Origin of the sequence: Pantoea allii (assembly GCF_046529425.1) — a bacterium.
In the GTDB taxonomy this organism is placed as follows: domain Bacteria; phylum Pseudomonadota; class Gammaproteobacteria; order Enterobacterales; family Enterobacteriaceae; genus Pantoea; species Pantoea allii.
This window is the reverse complement of the sequence record NZ_CP125958.1, coordinates 2980825-3000392: the sequence shown is the minus strand read 5'-3', so window position 1 is coordinate 3000392 and position 19568 is coordinate 2980825. Positions and strand designations below refer to the sequence as shown.

Below are 19568 nucleotides of genomic sequence, written 5' to 3'. Positions count from 1 at the left end.
TTCGGGCTCCTGTGAGGTCAGGGGAGTCTGCCACCTGAATCATAATAGCGTAATCGCTTAGCTGATTCTTCTATCGGCAGATAAACAGGCTTCTTTAATGTTTTATAGTGTTATAAGAATTTTCCCATCATCGCTCACACGACCACTCACAACCTGACCATTTCCCATACGCACCCGAACCCACTGCGATATCGTGCCATTGTTCAACGCTTTGCCCTCACCGCTAGCGTCAAACCCGTCTCCGCTGGCCACGACCATCACATCCTGGCCTGCTTTAACGCGCCATGGCTGGCGCAACATAGACTGACTTACAGGTTGCCCCGGTTGGATATCACGCAAGACCACCGCATCCGCTACTGACTCATCGTTGAGCAACGTGCGCGGAGGCAACGTATCCAGACGTCCGTTTTCAATGCGGAAATCATCTTTGCTAACGGTATTGCCACGGGGAATGGCGTTTTTAGCGACCAGATACGCCCCAGTGACCTGTACCTGCACCTGAATATAACGGCGATTCTCACCGCAGTTAGCCGCCACACTCATGTTGCCCCATGCCCGGCTGTTGCCCGGCAGCGTAAATTGTGGTGCGTCACACGCTGGCCACTGCGTCTGCGGCGTGCGGATAACCACATTCATGCCTGCCGCGTGTTGGGGATCACGCGCCTTAAAAAACTGGTTCAGTTGGGCACTGAAATCGCCTGCCATAACGGGTAAGGCAAACAGGGCCAGCAGGCCGGCTAACAGGGCTGGATATCCACGCATGTGCTTTTCCTCACTGATGATGTCAACGAGTGTACGCGCTTAAAAAAAAACTCAAGAGCAAAAATAGCGACGATTTGAGGCGTTATTCAGACGATGACTCTTGCTTTTTCCCGATTAAGCTGCCAACTCGAAATTCTCATTTGCGGAGGAAGCATGCTCGACAAACTCGATGCGGCGCTACATTTCGGTACCGAAGCCCTTAACCTGCGAGCTCAACGTCAGGAGATTCTGGCATCTAACATTGCCAACGCCGACACCCCGGGCTATCAGGCCAGGGATATCGACTTTGCCAGCGAGCTGAATCGGGCAATGGCGAATGGACGTGCTGAAGGCAGTAGCCTGGCGCTCAAAGTCACTTCGTCGCGTCACATTGAAGCGCAGACGAACTCGGCACCGTCAATGAATATGCTGTATCGCATTCCGGATCAGCCATCTGCCGACGGTAACACCGTGGATATGGACCGCGAACGTACGCAGTTCGCGGATAACAGCCTGAAATATCAAACCGACCTCACGCTTATCAGTAGCCAAATCAAAGGCATGATGAGCGTGTTACAAGGGCAATAATTATGGCCTTGCTTAATATTTTTGACATTGCCGGCTCAGCAATGACCGCGCAATCACAGCGATTAAACGTCAGCGCCAGTAACCTGGCTAACGCCGACAGCGTGACCGGCCCGGACGGACAGCCGTATGTGGCAAAACAGGTCGTTTTTCAGACCGATGCTGCTCCCGGTGCTGCGACAGGTGGTGTGAAAGTGGCGCAGGTCGTGGACGATCCTACGCCGGCAAAACTGGTCTACGACCCAGGTAACCCAATGGCAGACAACAAAGGTTACGTGAAAATGCCTAACGTGGATGTGGTAGCCGAAACGGTGAACACCATGTCGGCGTCACGCAGCTACCAGGCTAACGTCGAGGTACTGAACACCGTGAAGTCGATGATGATGAAAACGCTGACCCTGGGTCAGTAACGGAGAAACATAATGGCTATCTCGGTAGGCGTTAATGAAAAGCTGGACCCCACGGTACTGAGTTCGTCCAGCACCGGCACGGGGAACAGTTCTCAGGACCTGCAAAACCAGTTCCTGACCATGCTGGTCACACAGTTACAAAACCAGGACCCGACAAATCCAATGGATAACAGTCAGCTGACGACGCAGCTGGCACAGATCAACACCCTGAGCGGTATTGAAAAACTGAATACCACGCTGGGATCGATTTCCGGCCAGATCAGCACCAGCCAGTCTCTGCAGAGCTCCACGCTGATTGGACATGGGGTGATGGTCAATGGCGCCCAGATCCTGGTAGGCAAAGGCACCACGACACCGTTTGGCGTTGAGCTGACTAACGCAGCGACCACCGCCACGGCGACGATCAGTGACGCACAAGGCAATGTGGTCAGTACCCAGGACCTGGGTTCACTCACTGCGGGCGTTCACACCTTTTCGTGGGACGGAAAATTACCTGATGGCAGTGTTGCGCCAGACGGTAAATACAAAGTTGCGATTGCTGCCAGTAACAGCAGCGGTCAACAGGTAGCACAGCCACTTAATTATGCCTACGTCAATGGCGTAAGCACGGCGGGTAATACCGCAACACTGGATCTCGGCACCATGGGCTCCGCCACCCTTGACGACGTACGTCAGATTCTCTGATTCACCTGTAGACAGGAGAGGTTTAAATGTCATTTTCACAAGCGGTCAGCGGTCTCGGCGCTGCCTCAAGTAACCTGGACGTTATCGGTAACAACATCGCTAACTCCGCCACAGCGGGCTTCAAATCCAGTACCATCGCGTTTGCCGACATGTTCGCCGGCTCTAACGTAGGTCTGGGTACAAAAGTTGCCGCCGTTATCCAGAACTTTAACGATGGTTCAACCACCACCACCAGCCGTGGACTGGATGTTGCGCTGAGCGGAAACGGTTTTTTCCGTTTGACCAACTCTGCGGGCGCGGTTTCCTATTCACGTAACGGTCAGTTCACACTTGATCAGAACCGTAACCTGGTGAATACCCAGGGTCTGAATGTAACCGGTTATCCGGCATCAGGCGTGCCGCCAACGATTCAAAGCGGTGCTAACCCGGTTGCGATTAAAATCCCAACCACGCAGATGTCTGCGAACGCGACCACCACGGCTAACCAGGTGGCAAAGCTGAACTCAACGTCTGCAACGCTGGATGACACCAAGTTTTCAGCCACCGACCCGACGACGTACAGTGCTAAAAACACGATTACCATGTACGACACGCAGGGTAACGCCCACTCGCTTGACATGTATTTTGTTAAGACGGCAAACAACACCTGGAAGATTCATGGCATTGACTCAACCGCGGGTTCCGCTGTGGGTAACTACCAGATGTCCTACGATGCCAACGGTCAAATGACCGGTGTGTCCAGCCTGGATGCGACAGGCGCCGTTGTCGCGGGTTCAACCACGCCAAGCACAGCCAGTATCACCATTCCTGGTGTCAATGGCGCAAATGGCACGACCGTGGCCTTGAACTTTGTGGGCAGCCTGCAGCAAAACACCGGTGCGACCACCTTTGGTAACGCCACGCAAAACGGTTATGCCCCAGGCGACCTGACCAGCTACGCCATTAATAACGACGGCACCATCACCGGCAGTTATTCCAACCAACGTACTCAGTTGCTGGGACAAATCGTTCTGGCGAGCTTCTCTAACCCGGAAGGCCTGAAATCTCAGGGTGACAACGTCTGGTCGGAAACGAATGCGTCTGGACAGGCTGCAGTTGGCCTGGCTAACACCGGAACATTTGGTTCACTGACCGCCGGTGCGCTGGAGTCCTCGAACGTTGATATGAGTAAAGAGCTGGTCAACATGATCGTCGCGCAACGCAACTACCAGGCGAACGCGCAGACCATCAAAACGCAGGACCAGATCCTTAACACCCTGGTCAACTTACGTTAATTCGCTAACGGGATTGCTCTATGGATCACGCGATATATACCGCGATGGGCGCGGCCAGTCAGACACTGGATCAGCAGGCGGTTACCGCCAGCAACCTCGCCAACGCATCAACGCCCGGTTTCCGGGCGCAGTTGAACGCGTTGCGTGCTGTACCGGTTACTGGCTGGTCGCTGCCAACGCGTACGCTGGTAACGGCGTCCACGCCGGGCGCCGATATGAGTCAGGGTGCAATGGACTACACCGAACGTCCGTTGGATGTGGCGATGCAGCAGGACGGCTGGCTTGCACTACGAACGGCAGACGGCAGCGAAGCCTATACCCGCAACGGTAATATGCAAATCCGTTCGGACGGCACGCTGACGGTGCAGGGCAATCCCGTCATGGGCGACGGTGGTCCGATTGTGATCCCACAAGGCACAGAGGTCACCATTGCGGCTGACGGTTCTATTACCGGACTTAACGCAGGCGACTCACCGAATGCCACGGTGCAGTTGGGTCGTCTGAAGCTGGTTCAGGCAACAGGTAAAGAGTTACAGCGCGGGGATGATGGCATGTTCCGTCCAACCGCCGCGACGCAGGCTACACGCGGCGCCGCGCTGCAGGCCGATCCCACCATGCAGGTGATGCCTGGCGTTCTGGAAGGCAGTAACGTTAAACCGGTCGAGACCATGGTCGATATGATCGCCAATGCCCGACGTTTTGAGATGCAGATGAAGGTCATTTCTAACGTCAACGAAAACGAACAAAAAGCCAATCAGTTGCTGAGCATCGGCAGCTAAGGCACGAGGATAAATACATGATTCGTTCTTTATGGATCGCGAAAACCGGTCTTGATGCACAGCAGATGAACATGGACGTTATCGCCAACAACCTGGCAAACGTCAGTACTAATGGCTTTAAGCGTTCACGTGCGGTATTTGAAGATCTGATGTACCAGACAATGCGTCAACCGGGTACCCAGTCATCAGAACAAACCACGCTGCCATCAGGTTTGCAAATTGGTACCGGTGTGCGTCCGGTGACGACTGAGCGTTTGCATACACAGGGCAACCTGTCGCAGACCAACAACTCGAAAGATATTGCCATTAACGGGCAGGGTTTTTTCCAAATCCAGATGCCAGATGGTACGTCTGCTTATACCCGTGATGGTTCGTTCCAGGTGGATCAGAATGGTCAGTTAGTGACCAACTCCGGTTTCCCGGTACAGCCAGGCATTACGATTCCAGCCAACGCCACCAGCATTACCGTGTCGCGTGATGGTGTCGTCAGTGTCACGCAGCAGGGGCAAACTCAGGCCGCGCAGGTCGGGCAGTTAACCCTGAGCACCTTTATCAACAACGCCGGTCTCGATAGCGTAGGTGAAAACCTTTACAAAGAAACCCAGGCATCCGGTGCACCGACTGACAGCACGCCTGGCCAGAACGGCGCAGGTCTGCTGTATCAGGGCTATGCCGAAACCTCCAACGTTAACGTTGCTGAAGAACTGGTCACCATGATCCAGACGCAGCGCGCCTATGAAATTAACAGCAAAGCGATCAGCACCTCCGATCAGATGCTGGCGAAGTTAACTCAGCTGTAATGCGAACAGGGCCGGCTCAGGCTGGCCTGAAGAATAGTCATTTATAAGGTCGTGACTCCGTGGCGATGCAACATATTCTCAAGCCTGGACATTGGTTAGTAGCAAGCCTGCTACTCACTCTTAACGGTTGTGCACTGGTACCGCGCACGCCGTTGGTGCAAGGGGCGACCACGGCTCAGCCGTTGCCATCTGCACCACCGGTGGTGAACGGTTCAATTTTTCAGGGCGTCGCGCCGCTCAACTACGGTTATCAGCCGCTGTTTGAGGATCGTCGCCCACGTAATATCGGCGATACGCTGACCATCACGCTGCAAGAAAACGTCAGCGCCAGCAAAAGTTCGTCCTCTAACGCCAGCCGAAACGGCAGCGGTAGCCTGGGCATTACCGCCGTACCTACGGGCCTTGCCGGTCTGGCAGGCGCTGCAGGTGAAAAAGCCAACTTTGCGGCAGGTGGCAAAAATGATTTCGCAGGTAAAGGCGGCGCGTCTGCCAACAACACCTTTACCGGCACCATCACCGTGACCGTGGATCAGGTTCTGTCGAACGGCAACCTGCACGTGGTCGGTGAAAAACAGATTGCCATTAATCAGGGCACCGAGTTTATCCGCTTCTCGGGCGTGGTTAACCCACGCACCATTAGCGCCAGTAACGCGGTGTTGTCAACGGCCGTCGCCGATGCACGTATTGAGTACATCGGAAATGGTTATATCAATGAAGCGCAAACCATGGGTTGGCTGCAGCGTTTCTTCCTGAACATCTCGCCGTTCTAAGAGGTTTCAATGAAAAAGTTAGCATTATGGCGTGTCGGTCTGGGGTTACTGTTAGGCGTAAGTCTGATGGCTCACGCCGATCTGATCCGCGATTTAACCACCGTACAAGGTGTGCGCGACAACCAACTGCTGGGCTATGGGCTGGTGGTGGGTCTGGATGGTACGGGTGACCAGACCACTCAGACACCCTTTACGACGCAGACTGTCAGCAACATGTTGTCCCAGTTGGGCATCACCGTGCCGCCCGGCACTAACATGCAGCTCAAAAACGTAGCGGCTGTAATGGTCACGGCTAAATTGCCCTCGTTTGCCCGTCAGGGACAGACGCTGGATGTGGTTGTCTCATCCATGGGTAATGCCAAAAGCCTGCGCGGCGGGACGTTATTAATGACGCCGATGAAAGGCGTGGATAACCAGGTTTATGCCCTGGCTCAGGGGAATATCCTGGTCGGTGGTGCGGGTGCTTCTGCCGGGGGAAGTAGTGTTCAGGTTAACCAACTGAACGGCGGACGTATTACCGAAGGCGCGACGGTTGAGCGTGAATTGCAGAGCAACTTTGGCTCGCAAAACACCATTAACCTGCAGCTCAACACCGCCGATTTCTCTATGGCGCAACGTATTGCGGATGCGATCAATGGACGTGGCGGCTACGGCTCTGCGCAGCCGCTGGATGCCCGCACCGTTCAGGTACGCGTATCACCTAACAACGGTGCACAGGTTCGCTTGCTGGCCGAGATTCAGAACATCGATGTGTCTGTCCCGGTTGAAGATGCCAAAGTCATTATCAACTCGCGTACCGGCTCTGTCGTTATGAATCGTGAAGTGAAACTGAACACCTGTGCAGTGGCGCAGGGCAACTTGTCTGTGACGGTTAATCAGCAGCAGAACGTCAGCCAGCCTGATACACCGCTGGCGGGTGGACAAACCGTGGCAACCACCAATACACAGATCGACCTGCGTCAGAGCGGCGGTGCCCTGCAACGGGTGAATTCCAGCGCCAACCTGAACAGCGTAGTACGTGCACTGAATGCCCTGGGCGCATCGCCTATCGAGCTGATGTCTATTTTGCAGTCAATGCAGAGCGCGGGTTGCCTGCGCGCTAAACTGGAAATTATCTGATGAATGATGCGCAATCGCTGATGAATGCGGCTTTTGACAGCCGCTCACTGAACGACCTTAAACGCCAGGTCACCGCCGATCCGAAAGGAAAAGCGCTGCAGGTGGCACAGCAGGTCGAAGGGATGTTTGTTCAGATGATGCTAAAGAGTATGCGCGATGCGTTACCGCAGGACGGCGTACTCAGCAATGAACAGACCAAACTTTTTACTTCAATGTACGATCAGCAGATTGCGCAAGACATCGGAAAACGTGGCCTGGGCCTGGCGGATATCATCGTGAAACAGATGGAACCCGCCAAAGCCCCGGATGAGACCGCCGGCACCGTTCCGATGAAACTGGATAACAGTTTCATTATGAGCAATATCGGGGCAACGCCACTGGAGCAGATGGTGCGCAAAGCCATGCCGCGTCTGCCGCCAGCCTCGCCAACGGGACTGCCCGGCGACAGCCGCGATTTTATTGCCCAACTGACGCAGCCTGCTCAGGCGGCCAGCCAGCAGAGCGGGATTCCGCACCACCTGATTCTGGCGCAGGCTGCGCTGGAGTCCGGCTGGGGGCAACGTCAAATCCTGACCCGTGATGGTAAGCCGAGTTACAACGTCTTCGGCATTAAAGCCAGCGCCAACTGGAAGGGTGAAACAACCGATATCATGACCACGGAATACGAGCATGGCGAAGCAAAAAAAGTGCGCGCCAGCTTCCGCGTTTACGGATCGTATTTCGAAGCGTTGAATGACTACGTCAAACTGATTTCAAACAATCCACGTTATGCGGCCGTAACAAATGCGCAGAGCGCGGAGCAGGGCGCACAGGCATTGCAGGCTGCCGGTTATGCGACCGATCCAAAATATGCACAGAAACTGGTTGGAATGATTCAGCAATTCAAGAGCATGGGTGAAAAAGTGGTTAAAGCGTATAGCCAGGATTTAAGCACCCTGTTCTGATTATTCGGCCTCAAGTTTCACTTAAGCATGCCGATAATAACAGCAAGAGCCAGGCGCGCCAGCGTACGTTGGCGACCACACTGATGACAGCCACCCGTCCAACGGGGGAATGTAAGGAACCGAGATGTCCAGCATAATTAACTCCGCAATGAGCGGGCTCAGTGCCGCACAGGCCGCCTTAAGCACGACCAGTAACAATATCAGTAATTACACTGTCGCGGGCTACTCGCGTCAGACCACCATTCTGGCCGAAGCAAACAGTACCCTGCAGGGGAAAAGCTATTACGGCAATGGTGTTAACGTCACCGGTGTTCAGCGTGAATATGACGGTTTTATCGCCGCTCAGCTGCGCGGATCGTCGGCCAACTATAATGCGGCGAATACCCAGTATTCGCAGGTATCTAATATTGATGATCTGATGTCGACGTCGACCACTAACCTGTCAACGGCGATTCAGGGCTTCTTCAGCAACATGCAAAACGTGGTCAGTAACGCCAACGATCCGGCGGCGCGCCAGTCGATGCTCAGCAACTCGCAGGGGCTGGTTAACCAGTTCCAGACCCAGGCGCAGTACCTGACCAACATGCAAAACAGCGTGAACACCAATATTGCCTCTAACGTCGATCAGATTAATACCTTCACCACGCAGATCTCGAATCTTAACCAGCAAATTGCCAAACTGAGCACGGCTAACGGTGCAACACCGAATGATTTGCTTGATCAGCGCGATCAGTTAGTGAACGGCCTGAATAATATCGTTGGTGTGACAGTGTCACAGCAAGACGGCAGCTATACGGTTTCGATGGCGAACGGCACGTCACTGGTGAATGGTTTTCAGTCCACCAAGCTGGTGGCCATGCCGTCCAGCAGTGACCTGACGCGCACCACAGTAGGTTATGTCGACCCTCAGGCTGGCAACGTGGAGATTCCGGAATCGTCTCTGACCACGGGTTCGCTGGGCGGTATGCTGAGCTTCCGTTCGCAGGATCTGGACATGGCACAAAACCAACTGGGCCAGTTAGCGGCTGCCTTTACGACCAGTTTTAACACCGTGCACAAGCAAGGCTTCGACAGCAACGGTAATCAGGGCGTCGACTTCTTTAATATCGGCAGTCCTACGGTGCAGGGGAACAGCAAAAATACCTCTTCTGCCACCCTGACGGCAGCGTGGACTAACACCAGTGCCCTGCAGGCATCAAACTATACCATCAGCTATGACGGGACAAACTGGTCAGCGACACGTTTGTCAGATAACACCAAAACCACGCTCACACCCACTACCTCGGGCGGCGCTACGACGCTTAACCTGGATGGGATGAGCCTGACGGTCAACGGCACGCCAAACGCTAAAGACAGTTTCCTGGTGAAACCGGTTCAGAACGTGGTTAACGGCATGTCGGTTGCTATTACCAGCGGATCACAAATCGCCGCGGCGGCGGCGACCGGCGGTGAGAGTGATAACCGCAATGCACAAAAGCTGCTGGCATTGCAGGATGCCAAAGTCGTTAACGGCAACGCGACGATTTCCCAGGCTTACGGCGCGATGGTGAGTACCATCGGCAACAAAACCCAGGCACTCAAAACCGCCAGCACGACGCAGCAAAACGTGGTGACGCAGCTAACCAACCGTCAGCAGTCTGTTTCTGGCGTGAACCTGGATGAAGAGTACGCGAACCTGACGAAATACCAACAATATTACATGGCGAATGCGCAGGTTTTAAAAACGGCCAGCACCGTTTTTGACGCCCTGCTTAGCATCAACTAAAAGCAGAGGACATCATGCGACTCAGTACAAATATGATTTTTGACCAGCAGGTTCGCGGCGTTAGCGATGCGCAGTCCTCTTGGTTAAATGCGGGAAAACAGCTTTCCACCGGACTCAGAGTGTCTAATCCTTCAGACGACCCGATTGCCGCGTCTCGTGCGGTCGTGCTGTCGCAAACGCAGGCGCAGGCAAGCCAGTATTCTGTCGCGCGTACCTTTGCCGACCAGGGATTATCGCTGGAAGAAAACACCCTTAATGGCGTCACGAACAGCATCATGAGCGCGCAGTCGATGATTGTGGCCTCCGCTAATGGTTCCTTAAGCGACGACGACCGTGCCTCTTATGCCACGCAGCTGGAAGGGGTTCGTGCGCAGTTACTTAATCAGGTAAACAGCAAAGATGCCAACGGACGTTATATCTTTGCAGGTTACAAAACGGATAGCCCACCGTTTGTGGATGGTGCGGGTGGCGTTACTTATCAGGGCGGAACCGATGCGATTACCCAGAAAGTGGACACTGACCGTACGATGACCATCGGTCATACCGGCAACAGCATCGTGATGTCGATTACCAGCAATGCGGTGAAAGAGCCTAACGGCGGTACCAGTGAAACGAACGTGTTTAACATGCTGGACAGCGCCATCAGTGCGCTGAAAGTGCCGCAAAACGGCGCGGACGATGCGACGAAAGCCACGTTTTCTGCGGCAATGGATAAAACCAGCCGTGGCCTGAGCAACTCGCTGAACAACGTGCTCAGCGTCCGTTCCGAGATCGGTACCCAGTTGAAAGAGTTAGATACGTTGAATGCGCAGGGGGACGATCGCAAGGTAATTTATGATTCCCAGATGAGCAGCCTGGTGGACGTTGATTACACCCAGGCGATCTCCAGCTACACCATGCAACAGCAGGCGCTGCAGGCTTCTTACAAGACCTTTACCGATATGTCTCAGATGTCACTGTTTCAGTTGAATTCATAAAACGAAATTTGGGCGTACTTTAACCGGGTGCGCTTAGTTTTTCCCACCTTCCCGATAAGGGATGGTGGGATTTTTTTTGCCTGAATATTCTCCCTTTCACGGAGGTCGGTATTGATGCGTCCGGCGGCGCATCAGTCAGGGCTGAAGCTAAATCCTCTGCCCGGTATAACGACACACTGGTGCTGGGATAAGGGGGAAAGCGGGCTCGCCGACGATGAAGAGGTAAGGCTGCTAGCAGGGGGCAGGCAATGGACGGCTACGAAGGCTGGCAGAGGGTTACTGACTGTCTGGCGACAAAGCCCGGGGTTTCCACATGCAGTCGCCAGGGCACAAAAGTGGCTTTCTCTTCGCAATACAGCAGACAACAGGCAATAAAAAACCCGGCCGGAGCCGGGTTTGTCGATACCGTTACCTGGCCTTACGGCTTGGTAGCAGGTGCAGTGGCCTGATGGGTGGCGCTATGGCCGCCCGCCGATCCTCTGCCATCAAACTGGAAAGAAGGACGCTGCCAGTCACTCTGAGGCGCAGGCTCGGGTTGCCATGCAGGTGCAGGTGCCTTAGTCATCGGCGCAGAGGCAAAATGCTTCCAGCGCGTTTCGACATTGGCGTTAACCGCCTCTACAGGGACATCGCGTGCGGCAACCGGCGCATGAGGTTCGCTAACCGGAGTGAGGGTTTCCTCAGCGGCGACAGGCGCGTTTAAGACCTCTTCCACCTGGGCTTCGGTCGCTGCGCTCACGTCGGTGCCGGCATGTTCTGCCGTTGCAGATTGCGCCGTTTCTACTGCGGCTGATGCTACTGCGGTTGGTGCGTTAACCTCAGGTTCTTCGGCAACGTCAGCAGGCTGTGCCTGTTGCGCAATCTCTTCAGCACCGGCTTCAACGGCCGCTGGAATTACCGCGGGTTCATGATTCACCGGCGCATCAATCGCGTGGGTATCATCAGTATTCACCAGAGTAACCGGAGTTTCAGCCTGCGGTTCAGCAATTTGCACCGGTGCAGCCTGGGAAGCAGGGGCTTCATCAGTCACGACAGGCAGTGCAATGGCTGGTGCCGTTTCTTCGCGGTGGTAATCTGGCGTCGTTTTCGCTGTGTCCTGAAGGGTTTGCTCTTCATTCGTTTGCGCGACCGGATAACGAACCCAGACTTTGCCCGAGGCCATTTCAGGAGAAGCCGAGGCGGCTTCTAACGGCATGGCGGACTGCGTCGGGTAACGCTCATCACGGTAACGACGGCGACGCTGACCACTGACACGCAGATGACGAGGCGAACGGCGTGAACGGCGCGGCATATTGGCATTATCGCGACCGTCATGTTCCTCCGTCTCCTCAACCTGAGAGGTTTCAACAACAGGCTGAACCTGACGAGCTTCAGCAGGTTCTGCTGACTCAATAGCCGCCACCTGAGGCTGATCAGTGTTTTCGCCAACGCGGATTTTCTGCGTCAGTTGACGTGGTTTACGGCGTGGCATCACCTGCACGCGTTCATCTTCCTGCGCATCCACAGCGACCGGGGCTACAACCTCAACGGCTTCTTCAACCGTGGTGCTGACATCCTGCTGGGCGCGTTTCTCTTCCTGACGGCGACGCTGACGTTCAGCACGCTGTTCGCGGCGCTGTTGCTGCTGCTCATCACGTTGCTGACGGGCTTCGTCGCTCAGTACCGGACGATCGTCACGCGCTTCATTCGGCTGTGCCTGACGCTTGTTGCGGCGATTGTCTTCACGCGGTTCGCGGTTGTCGCGAGGCTCGCGGTTATCACGAGCGTCACGGTTGTCACGAGATTCGCGGTTATCACGGGATTCACGCTGCTGCGTGCTGTCGCCATTACGTGGCGTACGCTCGCGGCGATTGTTGTTGCGGCGGTTGTTACGACGATCGCCACGCTGATTGCCATTTTCCTCTTCGCTAGCTTTCTGCGGTTCAGAAACCTCAGCAACAGGCTCGGCAGCAGCTGGGGCAGGTTCGCCAGCAAACAGTTTTTTCAATCCACCTAACAAACGGCTTACCAGGCCCGCACTGGCAGGTGCTGCTGTAGCAGCAGGGGCGGTCTCAGTAACCGACGCTGGAGCAGCGGTAACCACATCCGGAGAGGCTTCCGCAGGTGCCGGCGGCGCATCAGGCATCACAAACGCTGCCAGCGCAGGTTGCTCCGGACGGCGACGTTCGGCATGTTCCTCTTCTGATGGCATCGCCATCTCAGCTTCATGCAGCTTCGGCAGGTGGTAGCTCAGCGTCTGGGTTTCCTCACCTTTACGCACGCGTAAAACGGAGTAGTGCGGCGTTTCCATCCTGTCGTCAGGAACGATGACCGCACGCACGCCGCCCTGACGTTTCTCGATAGCATTCACTGCTTCACGTTTTTCGTTCAGCAGATAAGAGGCAACCGGAACCGGCACAATGGCATGCACTTCTTTGGTGTTATCCTTCAGCGCTTCTTCTTCAATCAGGCGCAGAATAGACAATGACAGGGATTCGTTATCACGAATGGTGCCGGTGCCGCTACAGCGCGGACAGACGTGATGGCTGGACTCGCCCAGCGATGGGCTGAGACGCTGGCGGGACATTTCCAGCAGGCCAAAACGTGAAATATGGCTGATTTGAATACGAGCGCGATCCTGACGTACGGCTTCACGCAGACGGTTTTCAACCGCGCGCTGGTGACGAACGGGCGTCATATCAATAAAGTCGATAACGATCAGACCGCCGAGATCGCGCAGACGCAACTGACGGGCAATCTCATCGGCGGCTTCAAGATTGGTATTAAAGGCGGTTTCCTCAATATCACCGCCGCGAGTCGCACGTGCGGAGTTGATATCGATGGCAGTCAGCGCTTCGGTACTGTCGATAACGATCGACCCACCGGAAGGCAAGCGGACTTCGCGCTGGAAAGCGGATTCAATTTGCGATTCGATTTGATAATGGCTGAACAGCGGGATCTCACCGGTGTAGAGCTTGATCTTGCTGGTAAAGTCCGGACGACCCAGGGCAGCGATATGCTGACGAGCCAGCTCCAGCACTTTCGGGTTATCGATAAGAATCTCACCGATATCCTGACGTAAATAATCGCGGAACGCGCGCACGATTACGTTGCTTTCCTGATGAATCAGGAAAGGCGCAGCGCGGCTGTCAGCGGCTTTTTTGATGGCTTCCCAGTGCTTCAGGCGGAAACTGAGGTCCCACTGCAGGGATTCGGCAGATTTGCCGACGCCAGCGGTACGAACAATCAGCCCCATGCCATCCGGGAGTTCCAGTGCCGACAAGGCTTCTTTCAGCTCGGTACGGTCATCACCTTCAATCCGACGTGAAATCCCACCCGCACGCGGGTTGTTTGGCATCAATACCAGGTAGCTACCGGCCAGAGAGATAAAGGTAGTAAGGGCCGCGCCTTTGTTGCCGCGTTCCTCTTTATCGATCTGAACAATCACTTCCTGACCTTCACGCAGCACGTCTTTAATATTCGGACGACCGTGAGAGTTGTAGTGAGCAGGGAAGTATTCGCGGGAAATTTCTTTCAGGGGGAGGAAACCGTGACGTTCTGCACCGTAATCGACGAAGGCCGCTTCAAGGCTGGGTTCGATACGGGTAATTTTACCTTTGTAGATGTTGGCTTTTTTCTGTTCGTGTCCTGGGCTTTCGATATCCAGATCGTACAGACGTTGACCATCAACCAGGGCAACGCGCAACTCCTCCTGCTGAGTTGCGTTAATTAACATTCTTTTCATCGTGACGTACTCGTTATTCTTTCATGAGTGATTAAAGCTGCGGGCATAGTTACCCTGGACGAGTATCAACCGATGGCCCCGTGACTTAGTGCAATGTCGTCAACCTCACGGTTATCGACCGCGCGAGGGGCGCAAATAACGTCGGTGGCCTGTTTTTCATAAGGAACAACAGCACCAGATAGTGGAAATGCGAGAGATAATTCAGTAAACCCGAGCACTCCATCTCATGTCCAGGCCGCAACCCGCAGCCCGCTAACTGTCTGATTTCGCATTACGTCTTACGCCATTGCTGCGTGTCTGCTCAATCCGACAAAATAACTAATTTCGCTGTTTTCTTCTCTGAATCTTCAGCTAAGAAACCTAAGCATTATTCCACTGCTAACCTTCATATAGCAAGGCGACTTTAACTCACTGATCAATTTTCTTTACATTTTAAGAACCCTGCGACAGAAAGTGCGCCAGTGCTGCTGCAAATCACAGCAATCACATTGCCCGTTCTGAGGGGACGCAGAGAGTTAAGCACAGAAAAAGGGGTGGCGCTATCAGGGGACACTATTTAGAATCGCCGCCATGAAAACAGAGAATCCCGGCGTACAATTTGTCGCCATCACGGCTGAAAATGCCGGACAGCGTATTGATAACTTTTTGCGCACCCATTTAAAAGGTGTGCCAAAAAGCATGATTTATCGCATCGTGCGTAAAGGTGAGGTGCGGGTTAACAAGAAACGCATTAAGCCGGAATACAAGCTTGAAGAGGGCGATGAGGTCCGCATCCCGCCGGTGCGGGTGGCCGAACGGGATGACGAAGCCGTGTCGCCGAAGCTGGCAAAAGTGGCTTCGCTGGCAAATGCCATCCTCTTTGAAGATGACCACCTGTTGGTATTGAATAAGCCCTCCGGGACGGCGGTACACGGCGGCAGTGGGCTAAGCTTTGGCGTGATTGAAGGGCTGCGCGCATTGCGTCCCGAAGCCCGTTTTCTGGAGCTGGTGCACCGTTTGGACCGGGACACATCCGGTGTTTTACTGGTCGCTAAAAAACGTTCTGCCTTGCGCTCGCTGCACGAACAGCTGCGCGAGAAGGGCATGCAGAAAGATTATCTGGCGCTGGTACAGGGCAACTGGCCTTCACATTTAAAAGTGGTTCAGGCTCCGCTGCTGAAAAATATTCTACAAAGCGGTGAGCGCATGGTGCGGGTGAGCGGAGAAGGCAAGCCTTCAGAAACCCGTTTTAAAGTGGAAGAGCGCTTTGACGGTGCCACGCTGGTCAAAGCCAGCCCGGTTACCGGGCGCACCCATCAGATTCGTGTGCATACCTTACATGCCGGTCATCCGATTGCGTTTGATGACCGCTATGGCGATCGGGCGTTTGACAGCCAACTGGCTCCCACGGGGCTTAACCGCTTGTTCCTGCACGCGGCCGCGCTGACCTTTACTCATCCCAACAGCGGTGAAACGCTACGCATGGAAGCGCCGCTGGATGATAAGTTACAGCACTGCCTGACGAAGCTGCGCCAGCAGAAGAGCTGACGCACGGGGCATCAGTCCTCTAATGGATTGATGCCTGCTTCGCGCAACATGTCGGTCAGCGCAATCAGCGGTAAGCCCACCAGCGTATTTGGATCGCGTCCCTCCAGGCGGTCAAACAAACAAATCCCCAGTCCTTCGCTTTTAAAACTGCCCGCGCACTGCAGCGGTTGCTCCTTCTTTATATACGCACGAATTTCCTGCTGGGTTAAGGTCCGGAAATGCACGGTGAAAGGTTCGCAGCAGTGCATTAAGCGCTGGCTGGCAGGGTGATATAACGCCAGCCCGGTATAAAAGGTAACGCTGTTACCGCTGGCGGCGCGCAACTGTGCTTCCGCGTTTGCCTCGGTATGGGGTTTACCGGTTATCACGTCATCCAGTACGCACACCTGGTCAGAGCCAATAATCCAGTGGTCGGGGTAGCTTCCGGCCAGCGCCTGCGCTTTGGCGATGGCGAGTCGCGTCACCAGTGCCTCTGCGCGTTCATTCTCTAACGGCGTCTCATCTGTTTGGGGAGAGGCGACCGTAAAAGGCAAGCCCAGCCGGGCCAGGAGCGCCTGACGAAAGGGGGAGGTTGATGCTAAAAGAATCGATGCTGTCATTTTTTTTCAATATTGATAGCGAATTGGTGACAGTCATTTTAAACTGTGCGCCGCACTGGATGCGAATAGTGGTTGAAAGATGCTGTTTAACGGCCTTTTTCTTTGACTCTATGTGATTACAAAGTTAATATGCGCGCCCTATGCAAAAGGTAAAATTACCCCTAACGCTGGACCCAGTCCGCACCGCTCAGAAACGCCTCGATTATCAAGGTGTTTATACCTCTCAACAGGTTGAGCGTGTCGCTGAGTCGGTCGTTAGTGTGGACAGTGATGTAGATTGTGTCATGTCGTTTGCGGTTGATAACCAGCGTCTGGCAGTACTGACGGGTACTGCTGAAGTACAAGTTACGCTGCGGTGTCAACGCTGCAACCAGGTTTTTCCACATCATGTACACGTAAGCTATTGCTTCAGTCCTGTGTCGTCTGACGAGCAGGCCGAGGCGTTGCCGGAAGCGTACGAGCCGGTTGATGTCAACGAGTTTGGTGAGATCGACCTGCTGGCAGTTATAGAGGATGAAGTTATTCTCGCGCTGCCTGTGGTTCCGGTGCACGATTCTGAACACTGTGAAGTGTCCGAGGCGGACATGGTGTTTGGTCAGTTGCCTGCAGAGGCAGAAAAACCAAACCCATTTGCCGTATTAGCCAGTTTAAAGCGTAAGTAATAGGAGTAAGGTCCATGGCCGTACAACAGAATAAACCCACCCGTTCTAAGCGTGGTATGCGTCGTTCGCACGATGCTCTGACCACTGCCACTCTGTCAGTAGATAAAGTTTCTGGTGAAACTCATCTGCGTCACCACATCACTGCGGATGGTTACTACCGCGGTCGCAAGGTTATCGTTAAGTAAGTTCTTTGCTTAGCAAGGCGATACCTTGGCACGTTTGACCCTGGCTATCGATGCCATGGGCGGGGACTTCGGCCCCTGCGTGACGGTGCCTGCAGCATTGCAGGCACTGGCCTCTCATTCGGAAATTATCCTTCTTCTTGTCGGAGATCCCGACATTCTCACGCCATTGCTTGCCAAAGCGGATTCCTCCTTACTGGAGCGACTGCAGGTTGTGCCTGCCGAATCAGTTATTGCAAGTGATGCGCGACCCGCACAAGCCATCCGTAACAGCCGCGGCAGTTCAATGCGAGTGGCGTTAGAGTTGGTCAAAGAAGGGCGGGCCCAGGCCTGCGTCAGCAGCGGCAACACGGGCGCGCTGATGGGGCTGGCGACACTATTACTTAAGCCGTTGGACGGCATTAAACGTCCGGCGCTTATGACCGTTTTACCCCATCAGCAGAAGGGAAAAACGGTCATTTTAGATTTAGGTGCCAATGTCGACTCTGACAGTGCGATGCTGGTGCAGTTTGCGGTAATGGGCTCAGTTATGGCGGAAGAAGTGCTGGGCATTGCGAATCCGCGTGTGGCACTTCTCAATATTGGTCATGAAGAGCACAAAGGGCTTGAAAGCATTCGCGATGCGGCGTTAAGTCTCAAGGCATTGCCGCAGATTAACTACATTGGTTATCTCGAAGGTAACGATTTACTGACTGGCAAAACGGATGTGCTGGTCTGTGATGGTTTCGCTGGAAACATCACACTGAAGACCATGGAAGGCGTAGTAAGAATGTTTCTTTCCCTGTTCAAGTCGTCAGGGGAAGGTGAAAAGCGGTCGTGGTGGCTGACGTTGCTGGGGCGCTGGATTAAAAAGCGTTTGGCCAGGCGCTTCGGGCATCTCAACCCCGACCAGTACAATGGCGCTTGTCTGTTAGGATTACGCGGGACAGTGATAAAGAGCCATGGCGCAGCAAATCAACATGCTTTTGCCGTGGCGATCAATCAGGCCGAGCAGACGGTAAGGCGGCAGGTTCCTGAACGCATTGCCGCCCGTCTGGACGCTGTATTAGCCAGGAGTGACAAAGCCTAGATGTTTACCAAAATTATCGGTACGGGCAGTTATTTGCCCAGCCAGATCCGCACCAATGCCGATCTGGAAAAAATGGTGGAGACCTCGGACGAGTGGATTGTTACCCGTACCGGCATTCGTGAGCGCCGTATTGCTGCTCCGGATGAGACTGTCGCAAGCATGGGACATCAGGCTGCACAGCGTGCACTGGAAATGGCAGGCGTCGACGCCAATGATGTGGGGCTGATTATTGTCGCAACCACGTCTTCCAGTCATGCCTTCCCAAGCTCTGCCTGCATGATTCAGCAGATGCTCGATATCAAAGACTGTGCGGCGTTTGACCTTGCAGCGGCCTGTGCTGGCTTTACCTATGCGTTAAGCGTGGCCGATCAATATATTAAAAATGGTGCGGTAAAGCATGCGTTAGTCATCGGGGCTGATGTCCTGGCGCGTACGCTCAATCCTGACGATCGTGGTACGATCATCCTGTTTGGTGATGGTGCGGGTGCCGTGGTGCTGGGTCAGAGCAAAGAGCAGGGGATCATTTCAACCCACCTGCACGCGGACGGCCGCTATGCCCAATTGCTGACCCTGCCTTATCAGGATCGTGCGAATCAGGATCAACCCGCTTATCTGACGATGGCAGGCAACGAAGTCTTCAAAGTGGCGGTAACAGAGTTAGCGCACATTGTTGATGAGACGTTGCAGGCAAATAACATTGCGCGTGAAGAGCTGGACTGGCTGGTGCCGCATCAGGCTAACCTGCGTATTATCAGCGCCACGGCGAAAAAACTGGGCATGACCATGGAAAAAGTGGTGGTCACACTGGATCGTCATGGTAATACGTCAGCCGCGTCTGTGCCGAGTGCGCTGGATGAGGCCGTGCGCGATGGCCGCATCAAACCCGGACAACTTATTTTGCTGGAAGCCTTTGGTGGTGGATTCACCTGGGGTTCTGCGCTGGTTCGCTTTTGATTG

Annotated in this window: 19 protein-coding genes; 16 read left to right on the top strand and 3 right to left on the bottom strand. The window is 54.4% G+C overall.

The window, feature by feature from the left end; all coding sequences use genetic code 11:
* Positions 1–102 precede the first annotated feature (102 nt).
* Positions 103–762 carry a flagellar basal body P-ring formation chaperone FlgA gene (gene flgA, locus QNH99_RS14175; protein ID WP_063879055.1) on the bottom strand — a complete coding sequence of 220 codons (660 nt, stop codon included), beginning with the start codon at positions 760–762 and terminating at the stop codon, positions 103–105.
* Positions 763–915: 153 nt separating this feature from the next.
* Here flgA and flgB point away from each other — a divergent pair, with 153 nt between their 5' ends.
* The 11 genes from flgB (at position 916) to flgL (ending at position 10848) form a co-directional block, all read left to right on the top strand.
* On the top strand, positions 916–1329 hold the full coding sequence (gene flgB / locus QNH99_RS14170; protein WP_063879057.1) for a flagellar basal body rod protein FlgB: 414 nt from the start codon (positions 916–918) through the stop codon (positions 1327–1329).
* A gap of 2 nt (positions 1330–1331) precedes the next feature.
* Positions 1332–1736 (top strand): flagellar basal body rod protein FlgC, encoded by a 405-nt coding sequence (flgC, locus tag QNH99_RS14165; protein ID WP_063879059.1) that lies wholly within the window; start codon positions 1332–1334, stop codon positions 1734–1736.
* Positions 1737–1748: 12 nt separating this feature from the next.
* Positions 1749–2420: a flagellar hook assembly protein FlgD gene (flgD, locus tag QNH99_RS14160; protein ID WP_145394796.1), complete on the top strand. Its 672-nt coding sequence runs from the start codon at positions 1749–1751 to the stop codon at positions 2418–2420.
* Between the two features lie 26 nt (positions 2421–2446).
* A complete protein-coding gene (gene flgE / locus QNH99_RS14155; protein WP_063879063.1) occupies positions 2447–3694 on the top strand; it encodes a flagellar hook protein FlgE in 1248 nt (415 codons plus the stop codon).
* A 20-nt stretch (positions 3695–3714) separates the two neighbouring features.
* Entirely contained in the window at positions 3715–4473 is a 759-nt protein-coding gene (locus tag QNH99_RS14150; protein ID WP_063879065.1) for a flagellar basal body rod protein FlgF, read from the top strand.
* Between the two features lie 17 nt (positions 4474–4490).
* Positions 4491–5273: a flagellar basal-body rod protein FlgG gene (flgG, locus tag QNH99_RS14145; RefSeq protein WP_063879066.1), complete on the top strand. Its 783-nt coding sequence runs from the start codon at positions 4491–4493 to the stop codon at positions 5271–5273.
* A 65-nt stretch (positions 5274–5338) separates the two neighbouring features.
* Complete coding sequence (locus tag QNH99_RS14140; protein ID WP_172823921.1) at positions 5339–6043, top strand: flagellar basal body L-ring protein FlgH; 705 nt, start codon at positions 5339–5341, stop codon at positions 6041–6043.
* A gap of 9 nt (positions 6044–6052) precedes the next feature.
* The gene (locus tag QNH99_RS14135) at positions 6053–7162 is read left to right on the top strand and encodes a flagellar basal body P-ring protein FlgI (protein WP_096012331.1); all 1110 of its coding nucleotides are present in this window, start codon (positions 6053–6055) and stop codon (positions 7160–7162) included.
* Positions 7162–8106, top strand: coding sequence for a flagellar assembly peptidoglycan hydrolase FlgJ (gene flgJ, locus QNH99_RS14130; RefSeq protein ID WP_063879070.1), 945 nt, complete (start codon positions 7162–7164; stop codon positions 8104–8106). Before QNH99_RS14135 ends, flgJ begins: the two co-directional genes overlap by 1 nt.
* A 124-nt stretch (positions 8107–8230) precedes the next feature.
* Positions 8231–9871, top strand: a complete 1641-nt coding sequence (gene flgK, locus QNH99_RS14125) for a flagellar hook-associated protein FlgK (RefSeq protein WP_410516833.1) — start codon at positions 8231–8233, stop codon at positions 9869–9871.
* Between the two features lie 14 nt (positions 9872–9885).
* Positions 9886–10848: a flagellar hook-associated protein FlgL gene (gene flgL / locus QNH99_RS14120; RefSeq protein ID WP_063879072.1), complete on the top strand. Its 963-nt coding sequence runs from the start codon at positions 9886–9888 to the stop codon at positions 10846–10848.
* A gap of 418 nt (positions 10849–11266) precedes the next feature.
* Here flgL and rne read toward each other — a convergent pair whose 3' ends face one another.
* The gene (gene rne, locus QNH99_RS14115; protein WP_410516832.1) at positions 11267–14572 is read right to left on the bottom strand and encodes a ribonuclease E; all 3306 of its coding nucleotides are present in this window, start codon (positions 14570–14572) and stop codon (positions 11267–11269) included.
* A 570-nt stretch (positions 14573–15142) separates the two neighbouring features.
* Between rne and rluC the strand changes: the two genes are divergently transcribed.
* The gene (rluC, locus tag QNH99_RS14110; RefSeq protein WP_063879074.1) at positions 15143–16099 is read left to right on the top strand and encodes a 23S rRNA pseudouridine(955/2504/2580) synthase RluC; all 957 of its coding nucleotides are present in this window, start codon (positions 15143–15145) and stop codon (positions 16097–16099) included.
* 11 nt (positions 16100–16110) lie between these two features.
* Here the strand turns inward: rluC and QNH99_RS14105 are convergent, their stop codons facing one another.
* The gene (locus tag QNH99_RS14105; protein WP_063879075.1) at positions 16111–16698 is read right to left on the bottom strand and encodes a Maf family protein; all 588 of its coding nucleotides are present in this window, start codon (positions 16696–16698) and stop codon (positions 16111–16113) included.
* A 140-nt stretch (positions 16699–16838) separates the two neighbouring features.
* Between QNH99_RS14105 and yceD the strand changes: the two genes are divergently transcribed.
* Genes yceD through QNH99_RS14085 form a run of 4 tightly spaced genes read left to right on the top strand, consistent with a single transcriptional unit; the run spans position 16839 to position 19565 of the window.
* Positions 16839–17360, top strand: coding sequence for a 23S rRNA accumulation protein YceD (yceD, locus tag QNH99_RS14100; RefSeq protein ID WP_063879076.1), 522 nt, complete (start codon positions 16839–16841; stop codon positions 17358–17360).
* 14 nt (positions 17361–17374) lie between these two features.
* Complete coding sequence (rpmF, locus tag QNH99_RS14095) at positions 17375–17545, top strand: 50S ribosomal protein L32 (RefSeq protein ID WP_013025362.1); 171 nt, start codon at positions 17375–17377, stop codon at positions 17543–17545.
* Positions 17546–17570: 25 nt separating this feature from the next.
* Complete coding sequence (plsX, locus tag QNH99_RS14090) at positions 17571–18611, top strand: phosphate acyltransferase PlsX (protein WP_063879077.1); 1041 nt, start codon at positions 17571–17573, stop codon at positions 18609–18611.
* Positions 18612–19565, top strand: a complete 954-nt coding sequence (locus tag QNH99_RS14085; RefSeq protein ID WP_063879078.1) for a beta-ketoacyl-ACP synthase III — start codon at positions 18612–18614, stop codon at positions 19563–19565.
* The last annotated feature ends 3 nt before the right edge of the window (positions 19566–19568 follow it).